Source organism: Streptococcus sp. FDAARGOS_520 (assembly GCF_003812685.1).
Lineage (GTDB): Bacteria > Bacillota > Bacilli > Lactobacillales > Streptococcaceae > Streptococcus > Streptococcus agalactiae.
Window position 1 is genome coordinate 1,025,373 of record NZ_CP033810.1, and the last position, 21,996, is coordinate 1,047,368.

At 38.1% G+C, this 21,996-nt stretch carries 21 protein-coding genes; all 21 read left to right on the plus strand.

Annotated elements, in window-relative coordinates; genetic code table 11:
* Positions 1–117 precede the first annotated feature (117 nt).
* The 21 genes from purD to rplV all read left to right on the plus strand — a co-directional run bounded on the left by purD (position 118) and on the right by rplV (position 21,985).
* Positions 118–1,383 (plus strand): phosphoribosylamine--glycine ligase, encoded by a 1,266-nt coding sequence (purD, locus tag EGX96_RS05350; protein WP_000772169.1) that lies wholly within the window; start codon positions 118–120, stop codon positions 1,381–1,383.
* Between the two features lie 280 nt (positions 1,384–1,663).
* A complete protein-coding gene (gene purE / locus EGX96_RS05355; RefSeq protein WP_001182532.1) occupies positions 1,664–2,152 on the plus strand; it encodes a 5-(carboxyamino)imidazole ribonucleotide mutase in 489 nt (162 codons plus the stop codon).
* The gene (purK, locus tag EGX96_RS05360) at positions 2,139–3,230 is read left to right on the plus strand and encodes a 5-(carboxyamino)imidazole ribonucleotide synthase (RefSeq protein ID WP_001084004.1); all 1,092 of its coding nucleotides are present in this window, start codon (positions 2,139–2,141) and stop codon (positions 3,228–3,230) included. The genes purE and purK overlap by 14 nt, the downstream gene beginning before the upstream one ends.
* Positions 3,231–3,283: 53 nt before the next feature.
* Complete coding sequence (locus EGX96_RS05365) at positions 3,284–4,675, plus strand: hypothetical protein (RefSeq protein ID WP_001079802.1); 1,392 nt, start codon at positions 3,284–3,286, stop codon at positions 4,673–4,675.
* Positions 4,676–4,699: 24 nt separating this feature from the next.
* Positions 4,700–5,998: an adenylosuccinate lyase gene (gene purB / locus EGX96_RS05370; protein WP_000572887.1), complete on the plus strand. Its 1,299-nt coding sequence runs from the start codon at positions 4,700–4,702 to the stop codon at positions 5,996–5,998.
* Between the two features lie 151 nt (positions 5,999–6,149).
* Positions 6,150–7,061, plus strand: a complete 912-nt coding sequence (locus tag EGX96_RS05375; protein ID WP_000912100.1) for a helix-turn-helix domain-containing protein — start codon at positions 6,150–6,152, stop codon at positions 7,059–7,061.
* Between the two features lie 296 nt (positions 7,062–7,357).
* A complete protein-coding gene (gene ruvB, locus EGX96_RS05380; protein ID WP_000196634.1) occupies positions 7,358–8,356 on the plus strand; it encodes a Holliday junction branch migration DNA helicase RuvB in 999 nt (332 codons plus the stop codon).
* Between the two features lie 151 nt (positions 8,357–8,507).
* A complete protein-coding gene (locus tag EGX96_RS05385) occupies positions 8,508–8,945 on the plus strand; it encodes a low molecular weight protein-tyrosine-phosphatase (protein ID WP_000754813.1) in 438 nt (145 codons plus the stop codon).
* A 6-nt stretch (positions 8,946–8,951) separates the two neighbouring features.
* Complete coding sequence (locus EGX96_RS05390) at positions 8,952–9,332, plus strand: membrane protein (protein ID WP_000787700.1); 381 nt, start codon at positions 8,952–8,954, stop codon at positions 9,330–9,332.
* Complete coding sequence (locus tag EGX96_RS05395) at positions 9,329–11,107, plus strand: acyltransferase family protein (RefSeq protein WP_001220909.1); 1,779 nt, start codon at positions 9,329–9,331, stop codon at positions 11,105–11,107. Before EGX96_RS05390 ends, EGX96_RS05395 begins: the two co-directional genes overlap by 4 nt.
* A 269-nt stretch (positions 11,108–11,376) precedes the next feature.
* Positions 11,377–14,019 carry a bifunctional acetaldehyde-CoA/alcohol dehydrogenase gene (gene adhE, locus EGX96_RS05400; protein ID WP_000137036.1) on the plus strand — a complete coding sequence of 881 codons (2,643 nt, stop codon included), beginning with the start codon at positions 11,377–11,379 and terminating at the stop codon, positions 14,017–14,019.
* 178 nt (positions 14,020–14,197) lie between these two features.
* Positions 14,198–15,214 carry an alcohol dehydrogenase AdhP gene (adhP, locus tag EGX96_RS05405; RefSeq protein WP_000649193.1) on the plus strand — a complete coding sequence of 339 codons (1,017 nt, stop codon included), beginning with the start codon at positions 14,198–14,200 and terminating at the stop codon, positions 15,212–15,214.
* Between the two features lie 119 nt (positions 15,215–15,333).
* Positions 15,334–16,824 (plus strand): threonine synthase, encoded by a 1,491-nt coding sequence (thrC, locus tag EGX96_RS05410; protein ID WP_001029133.1) that lies wholly within the window; start codon positions 15,334–15,336, stop codon positions 16,822–16,824.
* A 104-nt stretch (positions 16,825–16,928) separates the two neighbouring features.
* Positions 16,929–18,209, plus strand: coding sequence for an MATE family efflux transporter (locus EGX96_RS05415; protein ID WP_001270711.1), 1,281 nt, complete (start codon positions 16,929–16,931; stop codon positions 18,207–18,209).
* Positions 18,210–18,414: 205 nt separating this feature from the next.
* A complete protein-coding gene (gene rpsJ, locus EGX96_RS05420; protein ID WP_001284518.1) occupies positions 18,415–18,723 on the plus strand; it encodes a 30S ribosomal protein S10 in 309 nt (102 codons plus the stop codon).
* Between the two features lie 104 nt (positions 18,724–18,827).
* Positions 18,828–19,454 (plus strand): 50S ribosomal protein L3, encoded by a 627-nt coding sequence (gene rplC, locus EGX96_RS05425; protein ID WP_000160205.1) that lies wholly within the window; start codon positions 18,828–18,830, stop codon positions 19,452–19,454.
* A gap of 23 nt (positions 19,455–19,477) precedes the next feature.
* The gene (gene rplD, locus EGX96_RS05430; protein ID WP_000024418.1) at positions 19,478–20,101 is read left to right on the plus strand and encodes a 50S ribosomal protein L4; all 624 of its coding nucleotides are present in this window, start codon (positions 19,478–19,480) and stop codon (positions 20,099–20,101) included.
* The gene (locus EGX96_RS05435; protein WP_001055343.1) at positions 20,101–20,397 is read left to right on the plus strand and encodes a 50S ribosomal protein L23; all 297 of its coding nucleotides are present in this window, start codon (positions 20,101–20,103) and stop codon (positions 20,395–20,397) included. The genes rplD and EGX96_RS05435 overlap by 1 nt, the downstream gene beginning before the upstream one ends.
* A gap of 17 nt (positions 20,398–20,414) precedes the next feature.
* On the plus strand, positions 20,415–21,248 hold the full coding sequence (rplB, locus tag EGX96_RS05440) for a 50S ribosomal protein L2 (protein ID WP_000511737.1): 834 nt from the start codon (positions 20,415–20,417) through the stop codon (positions 21,246–21,248).
* 98 nt (positions 21,249–21,346) lie between these two features.
* Complete coding sequence (rpsS, locus tag EGX96_RS05445) at positions 21,347–21,625, plus strand: 30S ribosomal protein S19 (protein ID WP_000533765.1); 279 nt, start codon at positions 21,347–21,349, stop codon at positions 21,623–21,625.
* Positions 21,626–21,640: 15 nt separating this feature from the next.
* Positions 21,641–21,985, plus strand: coding sequence for a 50S ribosomal protein L22 (rplV, locus tag EGX96_RS05450; RefSeq protein ID WP_000818141.1), 345 nt, complete (start codon positions 21,641–21,643; stop codon positions 21,983–21,985).
* The last annotated feature ends 11 nt before the right edge of the window (positions 21,986–21,996 follow it).

Below are 21,996 nucleotides of genomic sequence, written 5' to 3' on the forward strand. Positions count from 1 at the left end.
TTTTTCCAAAAAGCTGTAATAAAAAAAATAAAAGCGAACAAATGTGTTATAATTTTATAAATGATACGTTTTTATTGAAAATTTCTTTTTATATTATTTAATAGGAGTTATTCTGATATGAAATTGCTTGTTGTTGGTTCTGGTGGTCGTGAGCATGCGATTGCTAAGAAGTTGTTAGCGTCTAAGGATGTGGATCAGGTTTTTGTGGCACCTGGTAATGATGGTATGACCTTGGATGGTCTAGACTTGGTAAATATCGGAATTTCCGAACATTCTAGACTGATTGACTTTGTTAAGGAGAATGAGATTGCTTGGACCCTTATTGGTCCTGATGATGCGCTAGCAGCTGGTATCGTTGATGGTTTTAATAGTGCTGGACTCAGAGCATTTGGTCCAACCAAGGCAGCCGCGGAGCTAGAGTGGTCAAAAGACTTTGCCAAGGAAATCATGGTCAAATACAATGTTCCAACAGCAGCCTATGGCACATTTTCAGATTTTGAAAAAGCTAAAGCCTACATCGAAGAGCAGGGCGCACCAATCGTGGTCAAGGCTGACGGATTGGCGTTAGGCAAGGGCGTGGTCGTGGCTGAAACCGTTGAGCAGGCGGTAGAGGCGGCGCAAGAGATGCTTTTGGACAACAAGTTTGGCGACTCGGGTGCGCGCGTGGTTATCGAGGAATTCTTGGATGGTGAAGAGTTCTCCCTTTTCGCCTTCGCTAATGGCGATAAGTTCTACATCATGCCGACAGCTCAGGATCACAAGCGTGCCTATGATGGTGACAAGGGGCTAAATACCGGTGGTATGGGTGCCTATGCGCCAGTTCCCCACCTGCCTCAGAGCGTGGTGGATACAGCAGTTGAGACTATCGTTAAGCCTGTCCTTGAAGGCATGATTGCCGAAGGGCGTCCTTATCTAGGTGTCCTCTATGCTGGGCTTATCCTGACGGCTGATGGCCCTAAGGTTATCGAGTTCAACTCACGTTTTGGTGACCCTGAAACTCAGATTATCCTCCCTCGCCTGACTTCCGATTTCGCTCAGAACATCGACGACATCATGATGGGCATCGAGCCTTACATCACTTGGCAGAAGGACGGCGTGACTCTGGGCGTTGTCGTTGCCTCAGAAGGCTATCCGCTCGATTACGAGAAAGGTGTGCCACTGCCTGAAAAGACCGACGGCGACATCATCACCTACTATGCGGGAGCTAAGTTTGCGGAAAATAGCAAAGCACTGCTCTCAAACGGAGGACGTGTCTACATGCTTGTCACCACAGAAGACAGCGTCAAAGCAGGGCAGGACAAAATCTATACCCAACTCGCCCAACAAGACACAACAGGCCTCTTCTACCGAAACGACATCGGAAGCAAAGCTATTAAGGAATAAGACTACTCATTCAAATATTAGCGTCAGCAAAGCGACCGAAGGTCGCTCCAAAAAGAAAGAAGAAAGGAACTGAACACGGAACTAATTTTCTAGTGAAAAAGATAAATCTTCCTAGATGCTAAAGCATCTTCGTCAGATTTCTGCGTCGTAGGCGTCTGCTGCTAAAGCACCTAGTCGCCCTGACGTGGGTACGTCTTCGAAATCAAAGATTTCGGACTTACCGCATATTTTTCTACGAAAATTTTCGACAAGTCGAAACGTCCCTTTGTATCTTAATATTATGCAACCAATTATTTCTATTATCATGGGTTCCAAATCCGACTGGACAACCATGCAAAAAACGGCTGAAGTTCTAGATAACTTTGGCATTGCTTACGAGAAGAAAGTCGTCTCTGCCCACCGTACGCCAGACCTCATGTTCAAGCATGCTGAGGAGGCGCGTGGTCGTGGTATCAAGATTATCATCGCTGGAGCAGGTGGAGCAGCCCACTTGCCGGGTATGGTAGCAGCTAAAACAACCCTGCCTGTTATCGGTGTGCCTGTCAAATCACGTGCCCTCTCAGGTTTGGATTCGCTCTACTCTATTGTGCAGATGCCTGGTGGTGTGCCTGTGGCGACCATGGCTATCGGAGAAGCAGGAGCGACTAACGCTGCCCTGACAGCCCTCCGTATCCTCTCTATCGAGGATCAAAATCTGGCTGATGCGCTAGCTCATTTCCATGAGGAACAAGGAAAAATCGCAGAGGAGTCAAGCAATGAACTCATTTAAGACCATTGGGATTATTGGTGGTGGTCAGCTGGGGCAGATGATGGCGATTGCGGCTATCTACATGGGCCACAAGGTCATTACGCTGGATCCAGCTAGCGACTGCCCTGCCTCCCGCGTTAGCGAGGTGATTGTGGCACCTTACGATGATGTTGAGGCTTTGGGAACATTAGCTGCGCGTTGCGATGTTTTGACCTATGAGTTTGAGAATGTCGATGCCGATGGTCTGGATGCCGTTGTGTCAGCTGGTCAGCTACCGCAGGGGACTGATCTGCTCCGCATTTCTCAAAACCGTATCTTTGAAAAAGACTTTCTGGCAAATAAGGCTGGCGTGACTGTCGCTCCCTATAAGGTGGTGACATCTAGCCTTGACCTAGAGGGGCTTGACTTGACCAAGACCTATGTCCTCAAGACAGCGACAGGTGGTTATGACGGTCATGGGCAAAAGGTTATCCGCTCAGCAGAAGACCTGCCAGAGGCGCAGCAATTAGCCAACTCAGCTCAGTGTGTCTTGGAAGAGTTTGTCAACTTCGACCTTGAAATATCAGTCATCGTGTCTGGAAATGGTCAGGATGTGACGGTCTTTCCCGTTCAGGAAAATATCCACCGCAACAATATCCTGTCAAAAACCATCGTACCAGCTCGCATCTCAGACCAACTAGCTGACAAGGCTAAGGAAATGGCTGTGCAGATTGCCAAGAAACTCCAGCTATCAGGAACCCTCTGTGTGGAAATGTTTGCGACCGCAGATGACATCATCGTCAATGAAATTGCCCCACGTCCCCACAACTCAGGGCACTACTCTATCGAAGCCTGCGACTTTTCACAGTTTGACACCCACATCTTGGGCGTACTGGGCGCACCGCTTCCGCCAATCAAACTCCATGCTCCAGCCGTTATGTTCAATGTCCTAGGACAACATGTCCAGCAGGCAATTGACCATGTTGCCCAAAACCCTAGCGCCCACCTCCACATGTATGGTAAACTAGAAGCAAAACATAACCGCAAAATGGGACACGTGACGGTGTTTAGCGATGTACCTGATGAGGTGGAAGAGTTTGAAGAAAGGATGGATTTCTAAGGAGGTTTATGGAATTTTAGGGGGGAGAATGATTTTGAAGGGAGTGTTGTCAGATGAATAGAATAATAAACAGGGATATTTTACCTAGAATTTCAAAGATTTCTAAAAATAATAAAGAGAAAGATTTACTATCTATAGCTTATATTACTTGGCTAATCTTTATAATATTTGCTTTGGGAGTAGTTACAGTTAATGATTTAAAACCGATGTTTAATCAATTAATAGTAAACCTCTTAAATATTTATTATTATATGGAAGCCTTCATATTGGGTATGGACAGCTATTTACAATATAACCTTCCATACAGTTTTGATTTTTGGAGTATTTTTGTAGAGGCTATAAATTTATTTGTAAAAGTATTTTTAATTGCTTTTATTCCTTCTGTTATTAGAAAAGTATTGAAAAAAGAAAGTTTTTTCAATGAAGTTGTTATTTTACTAGGAGCGATTGTTACTATAATTGTAAGTTTCCATTTATATTTAGAGATATTGATAGTAGTGGGACTAATACTTTTATTAATTGCTTTTGTTTCAATAGGTAAGAATCGTGTTTATAATTTTGTTCAAAATTTAAACTACTTTGAAGAAGTGATTTGGAATTATTTTGAAGAAAATCCGGTTAAAATAAAAGAAAAATCATTGATTATTAAATTTTTACTTACTATTTCTTTTGTTTTTGTAATTGATTTTGCAATGGTTAGATTGTTGAATTTTAATATAAAATTTTCTACAATATTAGCTTGTTCTGCTATTTTATTAGCATGGTTATACCAAAATAAGTCTGTTACAGAACCCTTCCTATTAAAAAAGTTAGTTATCTATTTTATTTTTTTCATTGCCACTTTAATTGGTAATTTAAAAAATGAGTTGTCAATCTTAGAAACACCATTACTTTTTATTAGTATATTTTTTACTATGGATAGAATTATTGCTCTATCTAAAGAAATGCGTGATTTGATTATATCTAAGAGTATTTTATTTTATTATGATCATGAAAATATAAAGCCATCAATATTACTTAGTGAGATAAAAGAAATTAAGTATCTTGAAAATGTAGATATTGGAGAACTTGAACTTGTTAGGCAAATGGTAATTAGGTTGCGTCTAGAGTTAGAGGAAGAATTTTTGATTTTATCAGATATATATATGAAAAATGGCTATGAAAAATATATACAATTTGTTCAAGGAAATGTTTATTTTATCAACTTAGAATTGGATAAAATTCCCAACTACACTAACTTGAAATTAATACTAGAATCAATATTTGATCATAATAATCAAAAGATATTTATACCTAAACTTTATGAGGAATACATATACATCTTAATTTCTTTAGGAGAAGTTGAAAAAGCTAAAGAAATATTAAAAGAAGTGTCGGATTATTTAACTGAAGAATCTTTGAATTATTTTGAAAAAGAATATGATAAAGCTAAGGGTAGTAATTAGAATTTTTTAAAGGAGTAAAACAAAATGATCGAACGTTATTCACGCCCTGAGATGGCGGCAATTTGGACAGAGGAAAATAAATACCGTGCTTGGTTGGAGGTCGAGATTTTGGCTGACGAGGCATGGGCTGAGTTGGGTGAGATTCCTAAGGAGGATGTGGCTAAGATTCGTGAGAAGGCGGATTTTGACATTGACCGCATTCTTGAGATTGAGCAGGACACGCGTCACGATGTGGTGGCTTTCACTCGTGCGGTTTCTGAGACGCTTGGTGAGGAGCGCAAGTGGGTGCACTACGGTTTGACGTCGACTGACGTGGTGGACACTGCCTACGGTTACCTCTACAAGCAGGCTAACGATATTATCCGTCGTGACCTTGAGAATTTCACAAATATTGTGGCTGATAAGGCTAAGGAGCACAAGTTCACCATCATGATGGGTCGTACCCACGGTGTTCACGCTGAGCCAACGACTTTCGGTCTTAAGTTGGCGACCTGGTACAGCGAGATGAAACGTAATATTGAGCGTTTTGAACATGCTGCCGCAGGTGTGGAAGCTGGTAAGATTTCAGGTGCCGTTGGTAACTTTGCTAACATTCCTCCATTTGTGGAACAATATGTTTGTGACAAATTGGGCATCCGTCCGCAAGAGATTTCAACACAGGTTCTTCCACGTGACCTCCACGCAGAATATTTTGCAGTGCTTGCAAGCATTGCAACTTCTATCGAACGTATGGCGACAGAGATTCGTGGTCTGCAAAAATCAGAACAACGTGAAGTTGAAGAATTCTTTGCCAAAGGTCAGAAAGGTAGCTCTGCTATGCCTCACAAACGCAACCCAATCGGTTCAGAGAACATGACTGGGCTAGCGCGCGTGATTCGTGGTCACATGGTGACGGCTTATGAGAACGTGGCACTTTGGCACGAGCGTGATATTTCGCACTCATCTGCTGAGCGTATCATCACACCTGACACAACGATCTTGATTGACTACATGCTCAACCGTTTTGGCAATATCGTTAAGAACTTGACTGTCTTCCCGGAAAATATGATGCGCAATATGGAATCAACTTTTGGTTTGATTTATAGTCAACGTGTTATGCTCAAATTGATTGAAAAAGGAATGACACGAGAAGAAGCTTATGACTTAGTTCAACCTAAGACAGCTTATTCCTGGGACAATCAAGTGGATTTCAAACCACTTTTAGAAGAAGACACCAAAGTTACCTCTTGTCTTACACAGGAAGAAATTGATGAACTATTTAATCCGATTTATTACACAAAACGTGTTGATGATATTTTTGAAAGACTAGGATTAGAAAAATAAGAAAATTCCATTACTGGTTAACGTTTTTTTAACCAGTAATGGAATTTTTATTGATTTAAAAGGAATTAATATTAAAAAACATACTTAAAATGAGTTTATTATGATAATATATAATAAGAAGAAAAATTTAGGAGTTAGTTTTTAAAGGAAAATGTTAAAACATTTTGGTAGTAAAGTAAGAAATTTGAGAGTAACTAGAAATATTACTCGCGAAGATTTTTGTGGTGATGAAACTGAGTTATCTGTAAGACAATTAGCTAGGATTGAAAGTGGACAGTCAATTCCAAACTTGACTAAAGCTCACTACATAGCTAAACAATTGAATGTAAAATTGGATATTTTAACAGGAGGAGAGAGCTTAGAATTACCTAAACGGTATAAAGAGTTGAAGTATTTGATTTTAAGAATTCCAACTTATGCAGATGCTGAACGATTAAAATTAAGAGAATGTCAGTTTGATCATATTTTCGAAGAATTCTATGATAATCTTCCAGAAGACGAGTGCTTAGCAATTGACAGTTTACAAGCTAAATTTGAAGTCTATCAAACAGGAGACATTAATTTTGGTGTGGAGGTTTTATGCGAATGCTTTGATAAAGTAAAATATAAAGAAAAATATACTCTTAATGATTTGATTATCATAGATTTGTTTTTAACTTGTGCAGTTGTATCTAAATTTAACAATAGAGCATTTACTAAAGAAGTATTTCAAACTATATGTAAAACTTTGATAAGTCAGAACCACAAACTTACAGCAGAAGATTTGTTTTGGTTTAATCATGTACTCCTGAATTGTGTATTTGTTGGACTTTGTTTAAATAGTGAAGAGTGTCTTGCAGAAATGTTAGAAGTTAGCCGACAAACGATGGTGTCAACACATGATTTTCATAAAATGCCTTTATATTTTATGTACCAATGGAAATACTTCATTACAATTGACAATGATATAAAGTCTGCAGAAAATGCTTACCAACAATCAATTATGTTTTCAAAAATGATTGATGACAAGCATCTAATTAAAAAATTAGAATTGGAGTGGCAAGAAGATATAACAGGACATTGATGTCCTGTGACTCTGAGGTCTAAAAATTTATAATAAACGTACAAAATATTATTTAGGAGTTTATTATAGTGATTAAAAAATGTTTTTTAATAGTATTACTTGTTCTATTATCAAATTTAGGTTCATTTGATTTGTTTTTAGGAATGGGTTGGTGGAATATGGGCTAAGTAAGCTGTTCTGTGATTTCTTGAGGTTGGATTAACTATAAGATCAGTTTATTCTTCCTTTAAATAAGGGAGATACTAATACACCAACTTAGTTCTTAACTTTTCCTATACAAATGTTATAATAATATCATGACAAGATTTTTAGATAGTGATGCAATGGGTGACGAAGAATTGGTAGAACGTACACTTCGTCCGCAGTATTTAAGAGAGTATATTGGACAAGATAAGGTTAAAGATCAGCTAAAAATATTTATTGAAGCTGCTAAATTGCGTGATGAGTCATTGGATCATGTGTTATTATTTGGCCCTCCTGGTTTAGGGAAAACAACCATGGCATTTGTAATTGCTAATGAGTTGGGTGTCAATCTCAAACAAACATCAGGTCCCGCAATTGAAAAATCAGGGGATTTAGTAGCCATTTTAAATGATTTAGAACCAGGTGATGTTCTTTTTATTGATGAAATTCATCGTATGCCGATGGCGGTTGAAGAGGTACTTTATAGTGCAATGGAAGACTTCTATATTGACATTATGATCGGTGCAGGAGAAACTAGTAGAAGTGTTCATCTAGATTTGCCGCCCTTTACCTTAATTGGTGCAACGACACGTGCAGGTATGTTATCTAATCCCTTACGTGCTCGCTTTGGTATTACAGGGCATATGGAGTATTATGAAGAAAATGATTTGACAGAAATTATTGAGCGTACAGCAGACATTTTTGAAATGAAAATTACTTATGAAGCTGCTTCTGAATTAGCGCGTCGCAGTCGTGGAACGCCACGTATCGCTAACCGTTTATTGAAACGTGTTCGAGATTATGCTCAAATCATGGGAGATGGTTTGATAGATGACAATATTACAGATAAAGCATTAACGATGTTAGATGTTGATCACGAGGGGCTTGATTACGTCGATCAAAAAATCTTAAGAACCATGATTGAAATGTATAATGGAGGTCCTGTTGGTTTAGGAACTCTATCCGTTAATATTGCTGAAGAACGAGATACTGTTGAAGACATGTACGAACCTTATTTAATTCAAAAAGGTTTTATTATGCGTACCCGTACCGGTCGTGTAGCTACGGTTAAGGCATATGAACATTTAGGTTATCAGCGATTTGATAAATAAAACATAAGTCATTTTAAGGCTAGAGTATCTAGTCTTAATTTTTTAATTTTCATGCAATGTTAAGTATTAGATATGTTGTAGTTATTCTTTGAGCAGTTAAACGTATTATAAGTACCTTTTTTCTGTTATAATAGACCAAAAGGAGTTTGCTATGAAGAAAGTCTGTTTTGTTTGTCTTGGAAATATCTGCCGTAGCCCGATGGCTGAGTTTGTTATGGCGAATTTAGATAAGGAGGATAGCCTCTTGGTTGAGAGTCGTGCGACTTCAACATGGGAGCATGGAAATCCTATACATAGGGGAACGCAAGCGATTTTGCAGCGTTATCAAATTCCTTACATTAACGATAAAGGGTCACAACCTATTTCTAAAGACGATTTAGCATATTTTGATTATATCATCGGTATGGATGAGCAAAATGTCAAGGATTTAAAAGCTCTATCACAAGGAACCTATGATGATAAGATTAGTCTTTTTTGTGATGGTGGTGTTCCTGATCCATGGTATACTGGTGATTTTGAGGAAACCTATCGTCTAGTCAATGATGGCTGTAAACAGTGGTTAACGCTAATAAATAATAGTAGAGATTAAGTAGAAATGAAGAATTTTAAAATAACACGAACTCATCTAGAAATATTATCTTTGATAATTATTGTTGTTTTTGGTTTATCAGTATTTACCTTAACGACTTCTAGTCAAGGAGTCTTTAGCTATGATGGCGGCAAGATAAAATATGTGGGCTCTATTGTTAATCACCATATGACTGGTAAAGGTAAATTAACCTATGAGAATGGGGATTACTATAAGGGCGATTTTGTAAATGGAGTCTTTGAAGGGAAAGGAACATTTGTTTCAGTTCATGGCTGGTCTTATACAGGTGACTTTAAAAAAGGTCAACCTGATGGACAAGGTCGCCTCAATGCTAAAAATAAGAAAGTCTATAAGGGGACATTTAAACAGGGGATTTATCAAAAATGAGAATAAAATGGTTTTCTTTGGTACGTATAACAGGACTACTACTTGTTTTACTTTACCATTTCTTTAAGAATAGTTTTCCAGGAGGATTTGTTGGCGTTGACATCTTCTTTACATTTTCTGGTTTTCTGATTACGGCCTTATTGATTGATGAATTTTCTAAAACGAAAAAAATTGATTTTGTTAGTTTTTGTCGTAGACGTTTTTACCGTATTTTCCCACCATTAGTATTGATGGTTTTGGTGACAATACCTTTTGTATTTCTGGTTAAAAGCGATTTTAGAGCAAGTATTGGCTCTCAAATTATGACTGCTTTAGGTTTTACCAGCAACTTTTACGAAATCTTGACTGGTGGTAACTACGAAAGTCAATTTATCCCTCACTTATTTGTGCATACCTGGAGTCTTTCTATTGAAGTCCATTTTTATGTTTTATGGGGCTTAACGGTATGGCTCTTATCGAAAAGATCAAAAGATCAAAAGCAATTGAGGGGGACTTTGTTCCTTATTTCCATGGGAATTTTTGGAGTCAGCTTCCTTACCATGTTTGTTAGAGCCTTTTTCGTTGATAATTTTTCAACGATATATTTCTCTACATTATCACATATATTTCCGTTCTTTTTAGGAGCGATGGTGGCTACAATATCTGGTATTCGAGAGATTACCGGACGATTCAAGAAAAATATCAAAAATCTGACTTTGAAGCATAATTTAATCATGATGGGTAGTGCTTTTGCTGGTCTAATGATTTTAACTTTTGCACTTGATTTTGATAATCGGCTAACATATCTTTTTGGTTTTGTATTGTCTAGCATTTTTGCTAGTGTAATGATTTACAATGCACGTATTTTACACGAGCATACACCAGATATTTCAGAACCTTTTGTGATTACTTATCTTGCTGATATCAGTTACGGTATGTACCTTTTTCATTGGCCATTTTATATTATTTTTAGTCGTTTATCCCCAAACTGGATAGCTGTTATTTTGACAGTAGTATTATCAGCAGTCTTCTCAACATTATCATTTTATATCATTGAACCTTTTATTTTAGGTAGAAAACCTAAATTCCTTGATTATGAATTTGACTTGTTGCCTTACAAAAAGTGGTTATTTAGTATCGGAGGGGTACTAACTCTTATTACTGTAGTGACAATGTTGACAGCTCCAAGTATAGGTAGTTTTGAGACAGAATTATTGCAGAATTCGTTACAACAAGCTAGAACAAATACTAACCGAACACATACACTAGCCGCAGGGGATGCAGGTGCTCTTAGTGATGTGACAGTAATCGGAGATTCAGTTGCCTTAAGGTCAAGTGCTGCTTTTAATAAATTGTTACCAGAAGTACAATTAGATGCTGCGGTGAGTCGTAATTTTAGTAAATCATTTGATATTTTTGAAAACCGTATTCAAAATAAAGCCTTGTCCAAAATTGTTGTTTTGGCAGTTGGTGTGAATTCATTAGATAACTACAAGACAGACTTGAGCCAATTTATTAAATCTTTGCCTAAGGGACACCGTTTGATTATAGTAACACCTTATAATGCTAAAAATATGAGTCAAGTTACGACAGTGCGTGATTATGAACTCTCGCTAATGAAAAAATATAATTACATAACGGTTGCTGACTGGTATAAGGTTGCGACAGAACATCCAGAAATCTGGGGAAATACAGATGGTGTGCATTATAGTGATAGCGATACTACAGGGGCTGATTTATATGTTAGTAACGTCAAAAAAGCTATTCAAAAATCAGCTCAACGAGCTGCAAAATAAACAAGTCCGAGTCATGTACTCGGCTTTTTTTGTGAAAACGAATAATAGATATCTCCGTTTATGGTGATAAAAATGAAATCGATAGGCTTTAATCTGAAAATTAGTAATGAAAAAACAAATATAATTAAAGCGCTTTCAAGAAATATTTCCGAAAGATTGAAAAAAAGTTCACAAAAAAGTTGTGAAACTATTTACAAAGTTTTTAAATATGCTATAATAATCTCGTAAACAAATTTGTGAAACATTTAACAAATCAAAAGGAGTCTCAAATGACTGAAAAAACTAAAGCAGTAGAAACTACAGATGTTGCTCTTGCAATTGATACATTGGTTCAAAATGGTTTAAAAGCACTTGATGAGATGCGTCAACTTAATCAAGAACAAGTTGATTATATTGTAGCTAAAGCTTCTGTTGCAGCCTTGGATGCCCATGGAGAACTTGCTCTTCATGCAGTAGAAGAAACTGGTCGTGGTGTCTTTGAAGATAAAGCGACAAAAAATTTATTTGCATGTGAACACGTCGTTAACAACATGCGTCATACAAAGACAGTGGGAGTTATTGAAGAAGACGATGTCACAGGCTTGACATTAATTGCTGAACCAGTGGGAGTTGTCTGTGGTATCACGCCAACAACCAACCCAACTTCAACTGCTATTTTCAAGTCATTAATCTCTCTTAAAACACGTAATCCAATTATTTTTGCCTTCCACCCATCAGCACAAGAATCATCAGCACATGCAGCACGTATTGTTCGTGATGCTGCTATTGCTGCTGGAGCTCCTGAAAATTGTGTCCAATGGATTGAACAACCATCAATTGATGCAACTAATGCTTTGATGAACCATGATGGTATTGCCACTATCCTTGCGACAGGTGGTAATGCGATGGTTAAAGCTGCCTACTCATGTGGGAAACCTGCCCTTGGTGTAGGTGCTGGGAATGTTCCAGCTTATGTTGAAAAATCAGCTAATATCCGACAAGCCGCTCACGATATTGTTATGTCTAAATCATTTGATAACGGTATGGTATGTGCATCAGAACAGGCTGTTATTATTGATAAAGAAATTTATAAAGAATTTGTTGAAGAATTTAAATCTTATCATACCTATTTCGTTAATAAGAAAGAAAAAGCTCTTCTTGAAGAATTCTGTTTTGGTGCAAAAGCAAATAGCAAAAACTGTGCTGGTGCAAAATTAAATCCAAATATTGTTGGAAAATCAGCAGTTTGGATTGCTGAACAAGCTGGATTTACTGTTCCAGAAGGAACAAATATTCTTGCCGCAGAATGTACTGAAGTTAGTGAAAAAGAACCTTTGACACGTGAAAAACTATCACCTGTTATTGCAGTATTGAAAGCTGAATCTACAGAAGATGGTGTTGAAAAAGCTCGTCAAATGGTTGAGTTTAATGGTCTAGGGCACTCAGCTGCTATTCATACAAAAGATGCAGACTTAGCTCGTGAATTTGGAACTAGAATTCGTGCTATCCGTGTTATTTGGAATTCTCCTTCTACTTTTGGTGGTATTGGGGATGTTTACAATGCTTTCTTGCCATCATTGACTCTTGGTTGTGGTTCGTATGGACGTAACTCAGTTGGTGATAACGTTAGTGCTATAAATCTCTTGAATATCAAAAAAGTAGGAAGACGTAGAAATAATATGCAATGGTTTAAAGTCCCTTCAAAAACATACTTCGAACGTGATTCTATTCAATATTTGCAAAAATGTCGCGATGTTGAACGTGTCATGATTGTTACAGATCACGCCATGGTTGAGCTTGGTTTCTTGGATCGTATCATTGAACAACTTGATCTTCGTCGCAATAAAGTTGTTTATCAGATTTTTGCTGAAGTAGAACCAGATCCAGACATTACAACAGTAATGAAAGGAACAGATTTGATGCGTACCTTCAAACCAGACACTATTATTGCATTAGGTGGTGGTTCTCCTATGGATGCTGCGAAAGTTATGTGGCTCTTCTATGAACAACCAGAAGTTGATTTCCATGACCTCGTTCAAAAATTCATGGATATCCGTAAACGTGCGTTCAAATTCCCAGAACTTGGTAAGAAAACAAAATTTGTTGCTATTCCAACAACTTCTGGAACAGGTTCTGAAGTGACACCATTTGCCGTTATCTCTGACAAAGCAAATAATCGTAAATATCCAATCGCTGATTATTCATTAACACCAACTGTAGCTATCGTTGATCCGGCCCTTGTTATGACTGTTCCTGGTTTTATTGCGGCTGATACGGGTATGGATGTATTGACACATGCAACAGAGGCTTATGTTTCACAGATGGCAAATGATTATACAGACGGACTTGCTCTTCAAGCAATTAAAATTGTGTTTGACTACTTAGAACGCTCAGTAAAAGATGCTGATTTTGAAGCACGTGAAAAGATGCACAATGCGTCAACTATGGCAGGTATGGCTTTCGCCAATGCATTCTTAGGTATTTCTCACTCAATGGCGCATAAAATTGGCGCACAATTCCATACCGTACACGGACGTACAAATGCAATTCTTTTGCCGTATGTTATCCGCTATAATGGAACTCGTCCAGCTAAAACAGCAACATGGCCTAAGTACAATTACTATCGTGCTGACGAAAAGTATCAAGATATCGCTAAATTACTCGGCTTACCAGCAGCAACACCAGAAGAAGCTGTCGAATCATATGCAAAAGCTGTGTATGACCTTGGAACACGTTTAGGTATTAAGATGAATTTCCGCGACCAAGGCATTGATGAAAAAGAATGGAAAGAAAAATCTCGTGAACTAGCTTTCTTAGCATATGAAGATCAATGTTCACCAGCAAATCCACGCCTTCCGATGGTAGATCACATGCAAGAAATCATCGAAGATGCTTATTATGGTTATGAGGAACGTCCAGGACGTCGTAAGTAACAGCAGTCGAAGAATCTCACTCTATTGAGTGGGATTTTTAGTTTCAAAAAGATTAACCGGTTAAGAATATTTTCAAAAAATTTTCTGAAAATCACTTGACATAGTTTGTGAAGAATAATACAATATAAAATGTAAACGATTACAAAATAAGATATATTTATTTCTAGGAGGTTTTATCATGAAAGCGGTTGTTGTTAATCAAGCTAGTACAGGTGTTGAAGTTGTTGAGCATGATCTTCCAAAAGTTGGTCATGGTGAAGCACTTGTAAAAGTAGAATACTGTGGTGTATGCCATACTGATTTACACGTTGCACATGGAGATTTCGGCCAGGTACCAGGACGCATTTTGGGTCACGAAGGCATTGGTATAGTAGAAGAAATTGGAGAAGGCGTAACGTCTTTGAGGGTTGGTGATCGTGTCTCTATTGCATGGTTCTTTGAAGGGTGCGGTCATTGCGAATACTGTACTACAGGACGTGAGACACTTTGTCGTAGTGTTAAAAATGCTGGATACAGTGTTGATGGTGGTATGAGTGAATACGCTATTGTTACCGCGGACTATGCGGTTAAGGTTCCTGAGGGATTAGACCCAGCTCAAGCATCATCAATCACTTGTGCTGGAGTAACAACATACAAGGCTATCAAAGAAGCTGGAGCTGCTCCTGGTCAGTGGATTGCAGTGTATGGTGCAGGTGGTCTTGGAAACTTAGCAGTCCAATATGCAAAAAAAGTATTCAATGCTCATGTTGTAGCTGTTGATATTAACGCAGATAAACTTCAATTAGCTAAAGAGGTTGGAGCAGATTTGACAGTTAATGGCAAAGAAATAAAAGATGTTGCGGCATATATTCAAGAAAAGACAGGCGGTTGTCATGGAGTGGTTGTGACTGCTGTTTCTAAAGTTGCGTTTAATCAGGCGATTGACAGCGTTCGTGCTGGAGGTACAGTGGTAGCTGTCGGTCTTCCATCAGAATATATGGAATTGAGTATTGTAAAAACAGTACTTGATGGGATTCGTGTGGTTGGTTCCTTAGTTGGAACTCGTAAAGACTTAGAAGAAGCCTTCGCATTTGGAGCAGAAGGCTTGGTAGTACCGGTGGTTGAAAAAGTGCCTGTGGATACAGCTCCTCAAGTATTCGATGAAATGGAAAGAGGATTGATTCAAGGACGTAAAGTTCTTGACTTTACAAAGTGATAATGATGTTACGAACCCCCTTTATTTTAATAAAGGGGGTTAATTATATAACGAACAATGGACATGTTATTAAATTGTGTTACAATAACTAAAAGATATTTATATAAAGAGGGATTCTTATGGCAATAGTATATCAATCAACACGTGATGCTAGTAATAAAGTGACAGCTAGTCAAGCGATTCTAAAGGGATTAGCTGACGATGGAGGACTCTTTACCCCCATCACATTTCCAAAAGTTGATTTAGATTTCACTAAACTTAAGGATGCTTCCTACCAAGAAGTGGCTAAACTCGTTTTGTCAGCTTTTTTTGATGATTTTACTGAACAAGAATTGGATTACTGTATTAGTCAAGCTTATGATACTAAATTTGATACAACTGAAATAGCCCCGATAGTAAAGATTGGAGACCGGTATCACCTTGAATTATTTCACGGTCCTACAATTGCATTTAAAGATATGGCTTTATCCATTCTTCCTTATTTGCTAACAACAGCAGCCAAAAAACAAGGGGTTGATAATAAAATCGTTATTTTAACAGCAACATCAGGTGACACTGGCAAGGCAGCGATGGCAGGTTTTGCAGATGTTCCAGGAACTGAGATTATTGTCTTTTATCCTAAAAATGGTGTTAGTTATATCCAAGAATTGCAGATGATAACACAAGCCGGACAAAATACTCATGTTGTTGCGATTGAAGGAAATTTTGATGATGCACAGACTTCAGTTAAAGAAATGTTCAATAATTCCCTTCTTCGATTAAAATTATCACAGCAGCATATGCAGTTATCATCAGCCAATTCAATGAACATCGGTCGCCTTGTTCCTCAAATTGTTTACTATATATATGCATATGCTCAATTAGTTAAGTCAAAGGAAATCTCAATTGGTCAACCAATTAATTTTAGTGTACCTACAGGAAATTTTGGTAATATTTTAGCAGCATATTATGCTAGTCAAATTGGATTACCTGTTACCAAACTCATTTGTGCCTCAAATGATAATAACGTTCTAACAGATTTTTTTAAGACACAAACCTACGATAAAAATCGAGAATTTAAAGTGACATCAAGTCCCTCTATGGATATTTTGGTCTCCTCTAATCTAGAACGATTAATCTTTCACCTTTTAGGCGATGATGCAGAAACGACTAAAAAATTAATGGAAGATTTAGTGACTACTGGGGAGTATGCCTTAGAGGCTAGGCAAGCAAATATTTTAGAGAGCTTTGTAGCGGGATTTGCGACAGAACAATTTGTTGAATTAGACATCAAACATTTATTTGACCAGTATCAGTATATAGAGGATCCGCATACAGCTGTAGCATCAGCTGTTTATCAAGCTTATCAGACAGAAACTAAAGATCAAACTCCAGCAGTAATTGTGTCAACAGCAAGTCCTTATAAGTTCCCGTGTGTTGTTACAAAGGCTATTACAAATAAAGAAGAGATACAGGATTTCGCTGCTATTTCAATCTTAAACGATTTGTCAGGTGTTTCTTTACCTAAGGCGGTTACAGATCTACAAAAGGCCGAAGTAATCCATAGAACGGTAGTACCTACCTCAAATATGCGAGAAACGGTTGAAGAGTGTCTAGGTTTGAAACAATAATAAAAATACGATTGTTTTAAAATATTTAGAGCGAGAAAGAAACATTTTAGAAATTTTCCCATCACTCTCTTTTTAATGATCCTGGGTAATAGAAAGGAGATACTGTGCGTTATAGTAAAGAGATTATTCAGTTAGCTATACCAGCTATGATTGAAAATATCTTACAAATGCTCATGGGAGTAGTTGATAATTATCTAGTGGCTCAGTTAGGTGTTGTAGCAGTATCAGGTGTTTCAGTTGCTAATAATATAATTACTATTTATCAAGCTATTTTTATAGCTTTAGGGGCGAGTATAGCAAGTCTATTGGCCAAGTCGTTAGCAGGTAGTAAGAAGGATGATGCAATTTCAGTATGTTCTCAAGCCATTTTTCTAACATTACTGATAGGGGCAGTATTAGGAATTATCTCGATTGTTTTTGGACAAACTTTCTTTAAACTTTTAGGGACAACAAAAAGTGTCGCACAAGTTGGTGGTTTATATTTAGCAATTGTGGGTGGAGGTGTTGTTACTTTAGGAATGTTAACCACCCTAGGCTCATTTTTACGTGTGCAAGGGCAACCTCGTTTACCAATGTATGTCAGTATTTTTGTCAATTTCCTCAATGCAGTCTTATCAGGTTTTGCTATTTTTGAGTGGCGCTATGGTTTGGTCGGAGTGGCAGTATCAACTCTTATCGCAAGATTAATTGGTATTTGTATCCTTGCGAAGTATCTTCCTATTAAAAAGATAATAAAAAGAATGACTTGGAAAATCAGTGCACAAATTTGGAATCTTGCCTTACCATCAGCAGGAGAACGTCTGATGATGCGAGCTGGAGATGTTGTTATAGTTGCTATTGTTGTTCAGTTAGGTACAAATGTTGTAGCGGGAAATGCTATTGGAGAAACCTTGACACAATTTAATTATATGCCAGGACTTGGCATCGCAACTGCTACAATTATCCTAACTGCAAAATATGTAGGACAAAAAAACAGAGAATCTATAGAAGAAACTATTCAAAGTTCGTATTATATTGGCTTAGTTCTAATGATCCTTATATCAAGTTTTATGCTTCTTGCAGGCAAACCATTGACACAGTTATTTACAAATAATCCTTCTGCCATTAAAGGAAGTTTGATTGTTATTTTGCTATCTTTCGTAGGAGTACCTGCTACTATTGGGACCTTGGTTTATACAGCAGCTTGGCAAGGATTAGGAAATGCTAAACTCCCATTTTACACAACGACTATAGGCATGTGGTTAATCAGAGTAGTTCTTGGTTATTTATTAGGAATAGTTTTTGAATTAGGTTTGCTTGGGGTTTGGATGGCTACGATAGCAGACAATATCTTTAGGTGGCTGTTTTTGAAAGTTCACTATCATCGATATATTCAAAAAATGTAACCAGAAATGGTTGCATTTTTTTCGAAAATAATAAAATAATGCTTGCGTGTGCTGTTTTTTTTTGATATCATATACTGGTGCTGTGTATGAACAGCTTTAGCTATGATGCAAGAGGTTGCGACACGCTAGGTTGCATTGCCACGCGACTCGTGTTGGTTTTCTTGAGGAGCTAGCCTATTATCGTAAATAGACGAGAGGAGAAAAGATGGCAAACAAAAAAATCCGTATCCGTTTGAAAGCGTACGAACACCGTACACTTGATACAGCGGCAGAAAAAATCGTTGAAACTGCAACACGTACAGGTGCTACAGTTGCTGGACCAGTTCCGCTTCCAACTGAACGCAGTCTTTACACAATTATTCGTGCGACTCACAAATATAAAGATTCTCGCGAACAGTTTGAAATGCGTACACACAAACGTTTGGTAGACATCATCAACCCAACACAAAAAACTGTTGATGCTTTGATGAAACTTGATCTTCCAAGTGGTGTCAACGTAGAAATCAAACTTTAATTTGATTTCTGAGCACAAAAAACGCTCGTAAAAAACTTTTTTGAGCACAAAAAACGCTCATAAAAAACTTTTTGAAATAAAATAAGAAAAGGAAATATTTTCTCATGACAAAAGGAATCTTAGGGAAAAAAGTGGGAATGACTCAAATCTTCACTGAATCAGGCGAATTCATCCCTGTTACTGTCATTGAAGCAACTCCAAACGTTGTGCTTCAAGTTAAAACTGTTGAAACAGACGGTTACGAAGCAGTTCAGGTTGGTTTTGATGACAAACGTGAAGTATTGAGTAACAAACCTGCCAAAGGCCATGTTGCAAAAGCAAACACAGCTCCTAAGCGCTTCATTCGTGAATTCAAAAACATTGAAGGCTTAGAAGTTGGTGCAGAATTATCTGTAGAACAATTTGAAGCTGGTGATGTTGTTGACGTCACAGGGACATCAAAAGGTAAAGGTTTCCAAGGTGTTATCAAACGCCATGGTCAATCACGTGGTCCTATGGCTCACGGTTCTCGTTACCATCGTCGTCCAGGTTCTATGGGACCTGTTGCGCCTAACCGCGTTTTCAAAAACAAACGCTTGGCAGGACGTATGGGTGGTAACCGTGTAACAGTTCAAAACCTTGAAATTGTACAAGTTATCCCAGAGAAAAACGTTGTCCTCATCAAAGGTAACGTACCAGGTGCTAAGAAATCTCTTATCACTATCAAATCAGCAGTTAAAGCTGCTAAATAATAAGAAAGGAGAAAACAGTTAAAATGGCAAACGTTAAACTATTTGACCAAACTGGTAAAGAAGTTAGCTCAGTTGAGCTTAACGAAGCTATCTTCGGTATTGAACCAAACGAATCAGTTGTTTTTGATGTTGTAATCAGCCAACGCGCTAGCCTTCGCCAAGGAACTCACGCGGTTAAAAACCGTTCAGCAGTATCTGGTGGTGGACGTAAACCATGGCGTCAAAAAGGAACTGGACGCGCTCGTCAAGGTTCTATCCGCTCACCACAATGGCGTGGTGGTGGTGTTGTCTTTGGACCAACTCCACGTTCATACGGCTACAAACTTCCACAAAAAGTTCGTCGCCTTGCGTTGAAATCAGTTTATTCAGCAAAAGTTGCTGAAGATAAATTTGTAGCTGTAGAAAACCTTTCATTTGCAGCTCCAAAAACTGCTGAATTTGCGTCAGTTCTTTCAGCACTTAGCATTGATTCAAAAGTACTTGTAATCCTTGAAGAAGGTAACGAATTTGCTGCACTTTCAGCGCGTAACCTTCCAAACGTTACAGTTGCTACTGCAACTACTGCAAGTGTTCTTGATATCGTTAACGCAGACAAACTTCTTGTTACTAAAGAAGCAATCTCTACAATCGAGGGGGTTCTTGCATAATGAATTTGTATGACGTAATCAAAAAACCTGTTATCACTGAGAAATCAATGGTTGCTCTTGAAGCAGGGAAATATACATTTGAAGTTGACACACGTGCACACAAACTTTTGATCAAACAAGCTGTTGAAGCTGCATTTGACGGAGTAAAAGTTGCAAGTGTAAACACTGTGACAGTTAAACCCAAAGCAAAACGTGTTGGTCGTTACACAGGTTTCACTTCAAAAACTAAAAAAGCTATTATCACTCTTACAGCTGATTCAAAAGCAATCGAGTTGTTTGCTGCTGAAGCTGAATAATCTAAGGAGGAAATAACGTGGGTATTAAAGTTTATAAACCAACGACAAATGGCCGTCGTAATATGACTTCTTTGGATTTTGCAGAAATCACTACAAACACTCCTGAGAAATCATTGCTTGTTTCACTAAAGAATAAAGCAGGACGTAACAACAACGGACGTATTACTGTTCGTCACCAAGGTGGTGGACACAAACGTCATTACCGTTTGATTGACTTCAAACGTAATAAAGATGGTGTTGAAGCAGTTGTTAAAACAATTGAATACGATCCAAATCGTACTGCAAATATTGCTCTTGTACACTATACTGATGGTGTTAAAGCTTACATCCTTGCGCCTAAAGGCCTTGAAGTAGGTCAACGCATTATTTCTGGTCCAGAAGCAGACATCAAAGTTGGTAACGCACTTCCGCTTGCTAACATTCCAGTCGGTACAGTTATCCATAATATTGAATTGCAACCAGGTAAAGGTGCTGAATTGATTCGTGCCGCTGGTGCTTCTGCTCAAGTACTTGGTCAAGAAGGTAAATATGTTCTTGTTCGCCTTCAATCAGGTGAAGTACGTATGATCCTTGGTACTTGCCGTGCAACAATTGGTACTGTTGGTAATGAACAGCAATCACTTGTTAACATTGGTAAAGCAGGACGTAATCGTTGGAAAGGTGTTCGCCCTACAGTTCGTGGTTCTGTAATGAACCCTAACGATCACCCACACGGTGGTGGTGAAGGTAAAGCACCAGTTGGTCGTAAAGCACCATCTACTCCATGGGGTAAACCTGCGCTTGGACTTAAAACTCGTAATAAGAAAGCTAAATCAGACAAACTTATTGTTCGTCGTCGTAACCAAAAATAATAGGTTAATAGCATAATCTTATACAAATCCGCCAGCTCGGTAGTACACTATAGTGTACAGGCCGTTGTGGTACATTATTTAAAGGAGAAAACTACAAAATGGGACGTAGTCTTAAAAAAGGACCTTTCGTCGACGAGCATTTAATGAAAAAAGTTGAAGCTCAAGCAAATGACGAAAAGAAAAAAGTAATCAAAACTTGGTCACGTCGTTCAACGATTTTCCCAAGTTTCATCGGATACACAATCGCAGTTTATGATGGACGTAAACATGTTCCTGTTTATATCCAAGAGGACATGGTAGGTCACAAACTTGGTGAATTTGCACCAACACGTACTTACAAAGGTCACGCAGCTGACGACAAGAAAACACGTCGTTAATAGGAGGAGGACACAATGGCAGAAATTACTTCAGCTAAAGCAATGGCTCGTACAGTGCGTGTTTCACCTCGTAAAACACGTTTAGTACTTGATCTTATCCGTGGTAAGAATGTTGCTGACGCAATCGCAATCTTAAAATTCACTCCAAACAAAGCAGCTCGTGTTATTGAGAAAACTCTTAACTCAGCAATTGCAAATGCAGAAAACAACTTTGGTTTGGAAAAAGCAAACTTGGTAGTATCTGAAACATTCGCTAACGAAGGACCAACAATGAAACGTTTCCGTCCACGTGCGAAAGGTTCAGCTTCACCAATCAACAAACGTACAACTCACGTAACTGTAGTTGTATCAGAAAAATAAGGAGGTAAAAT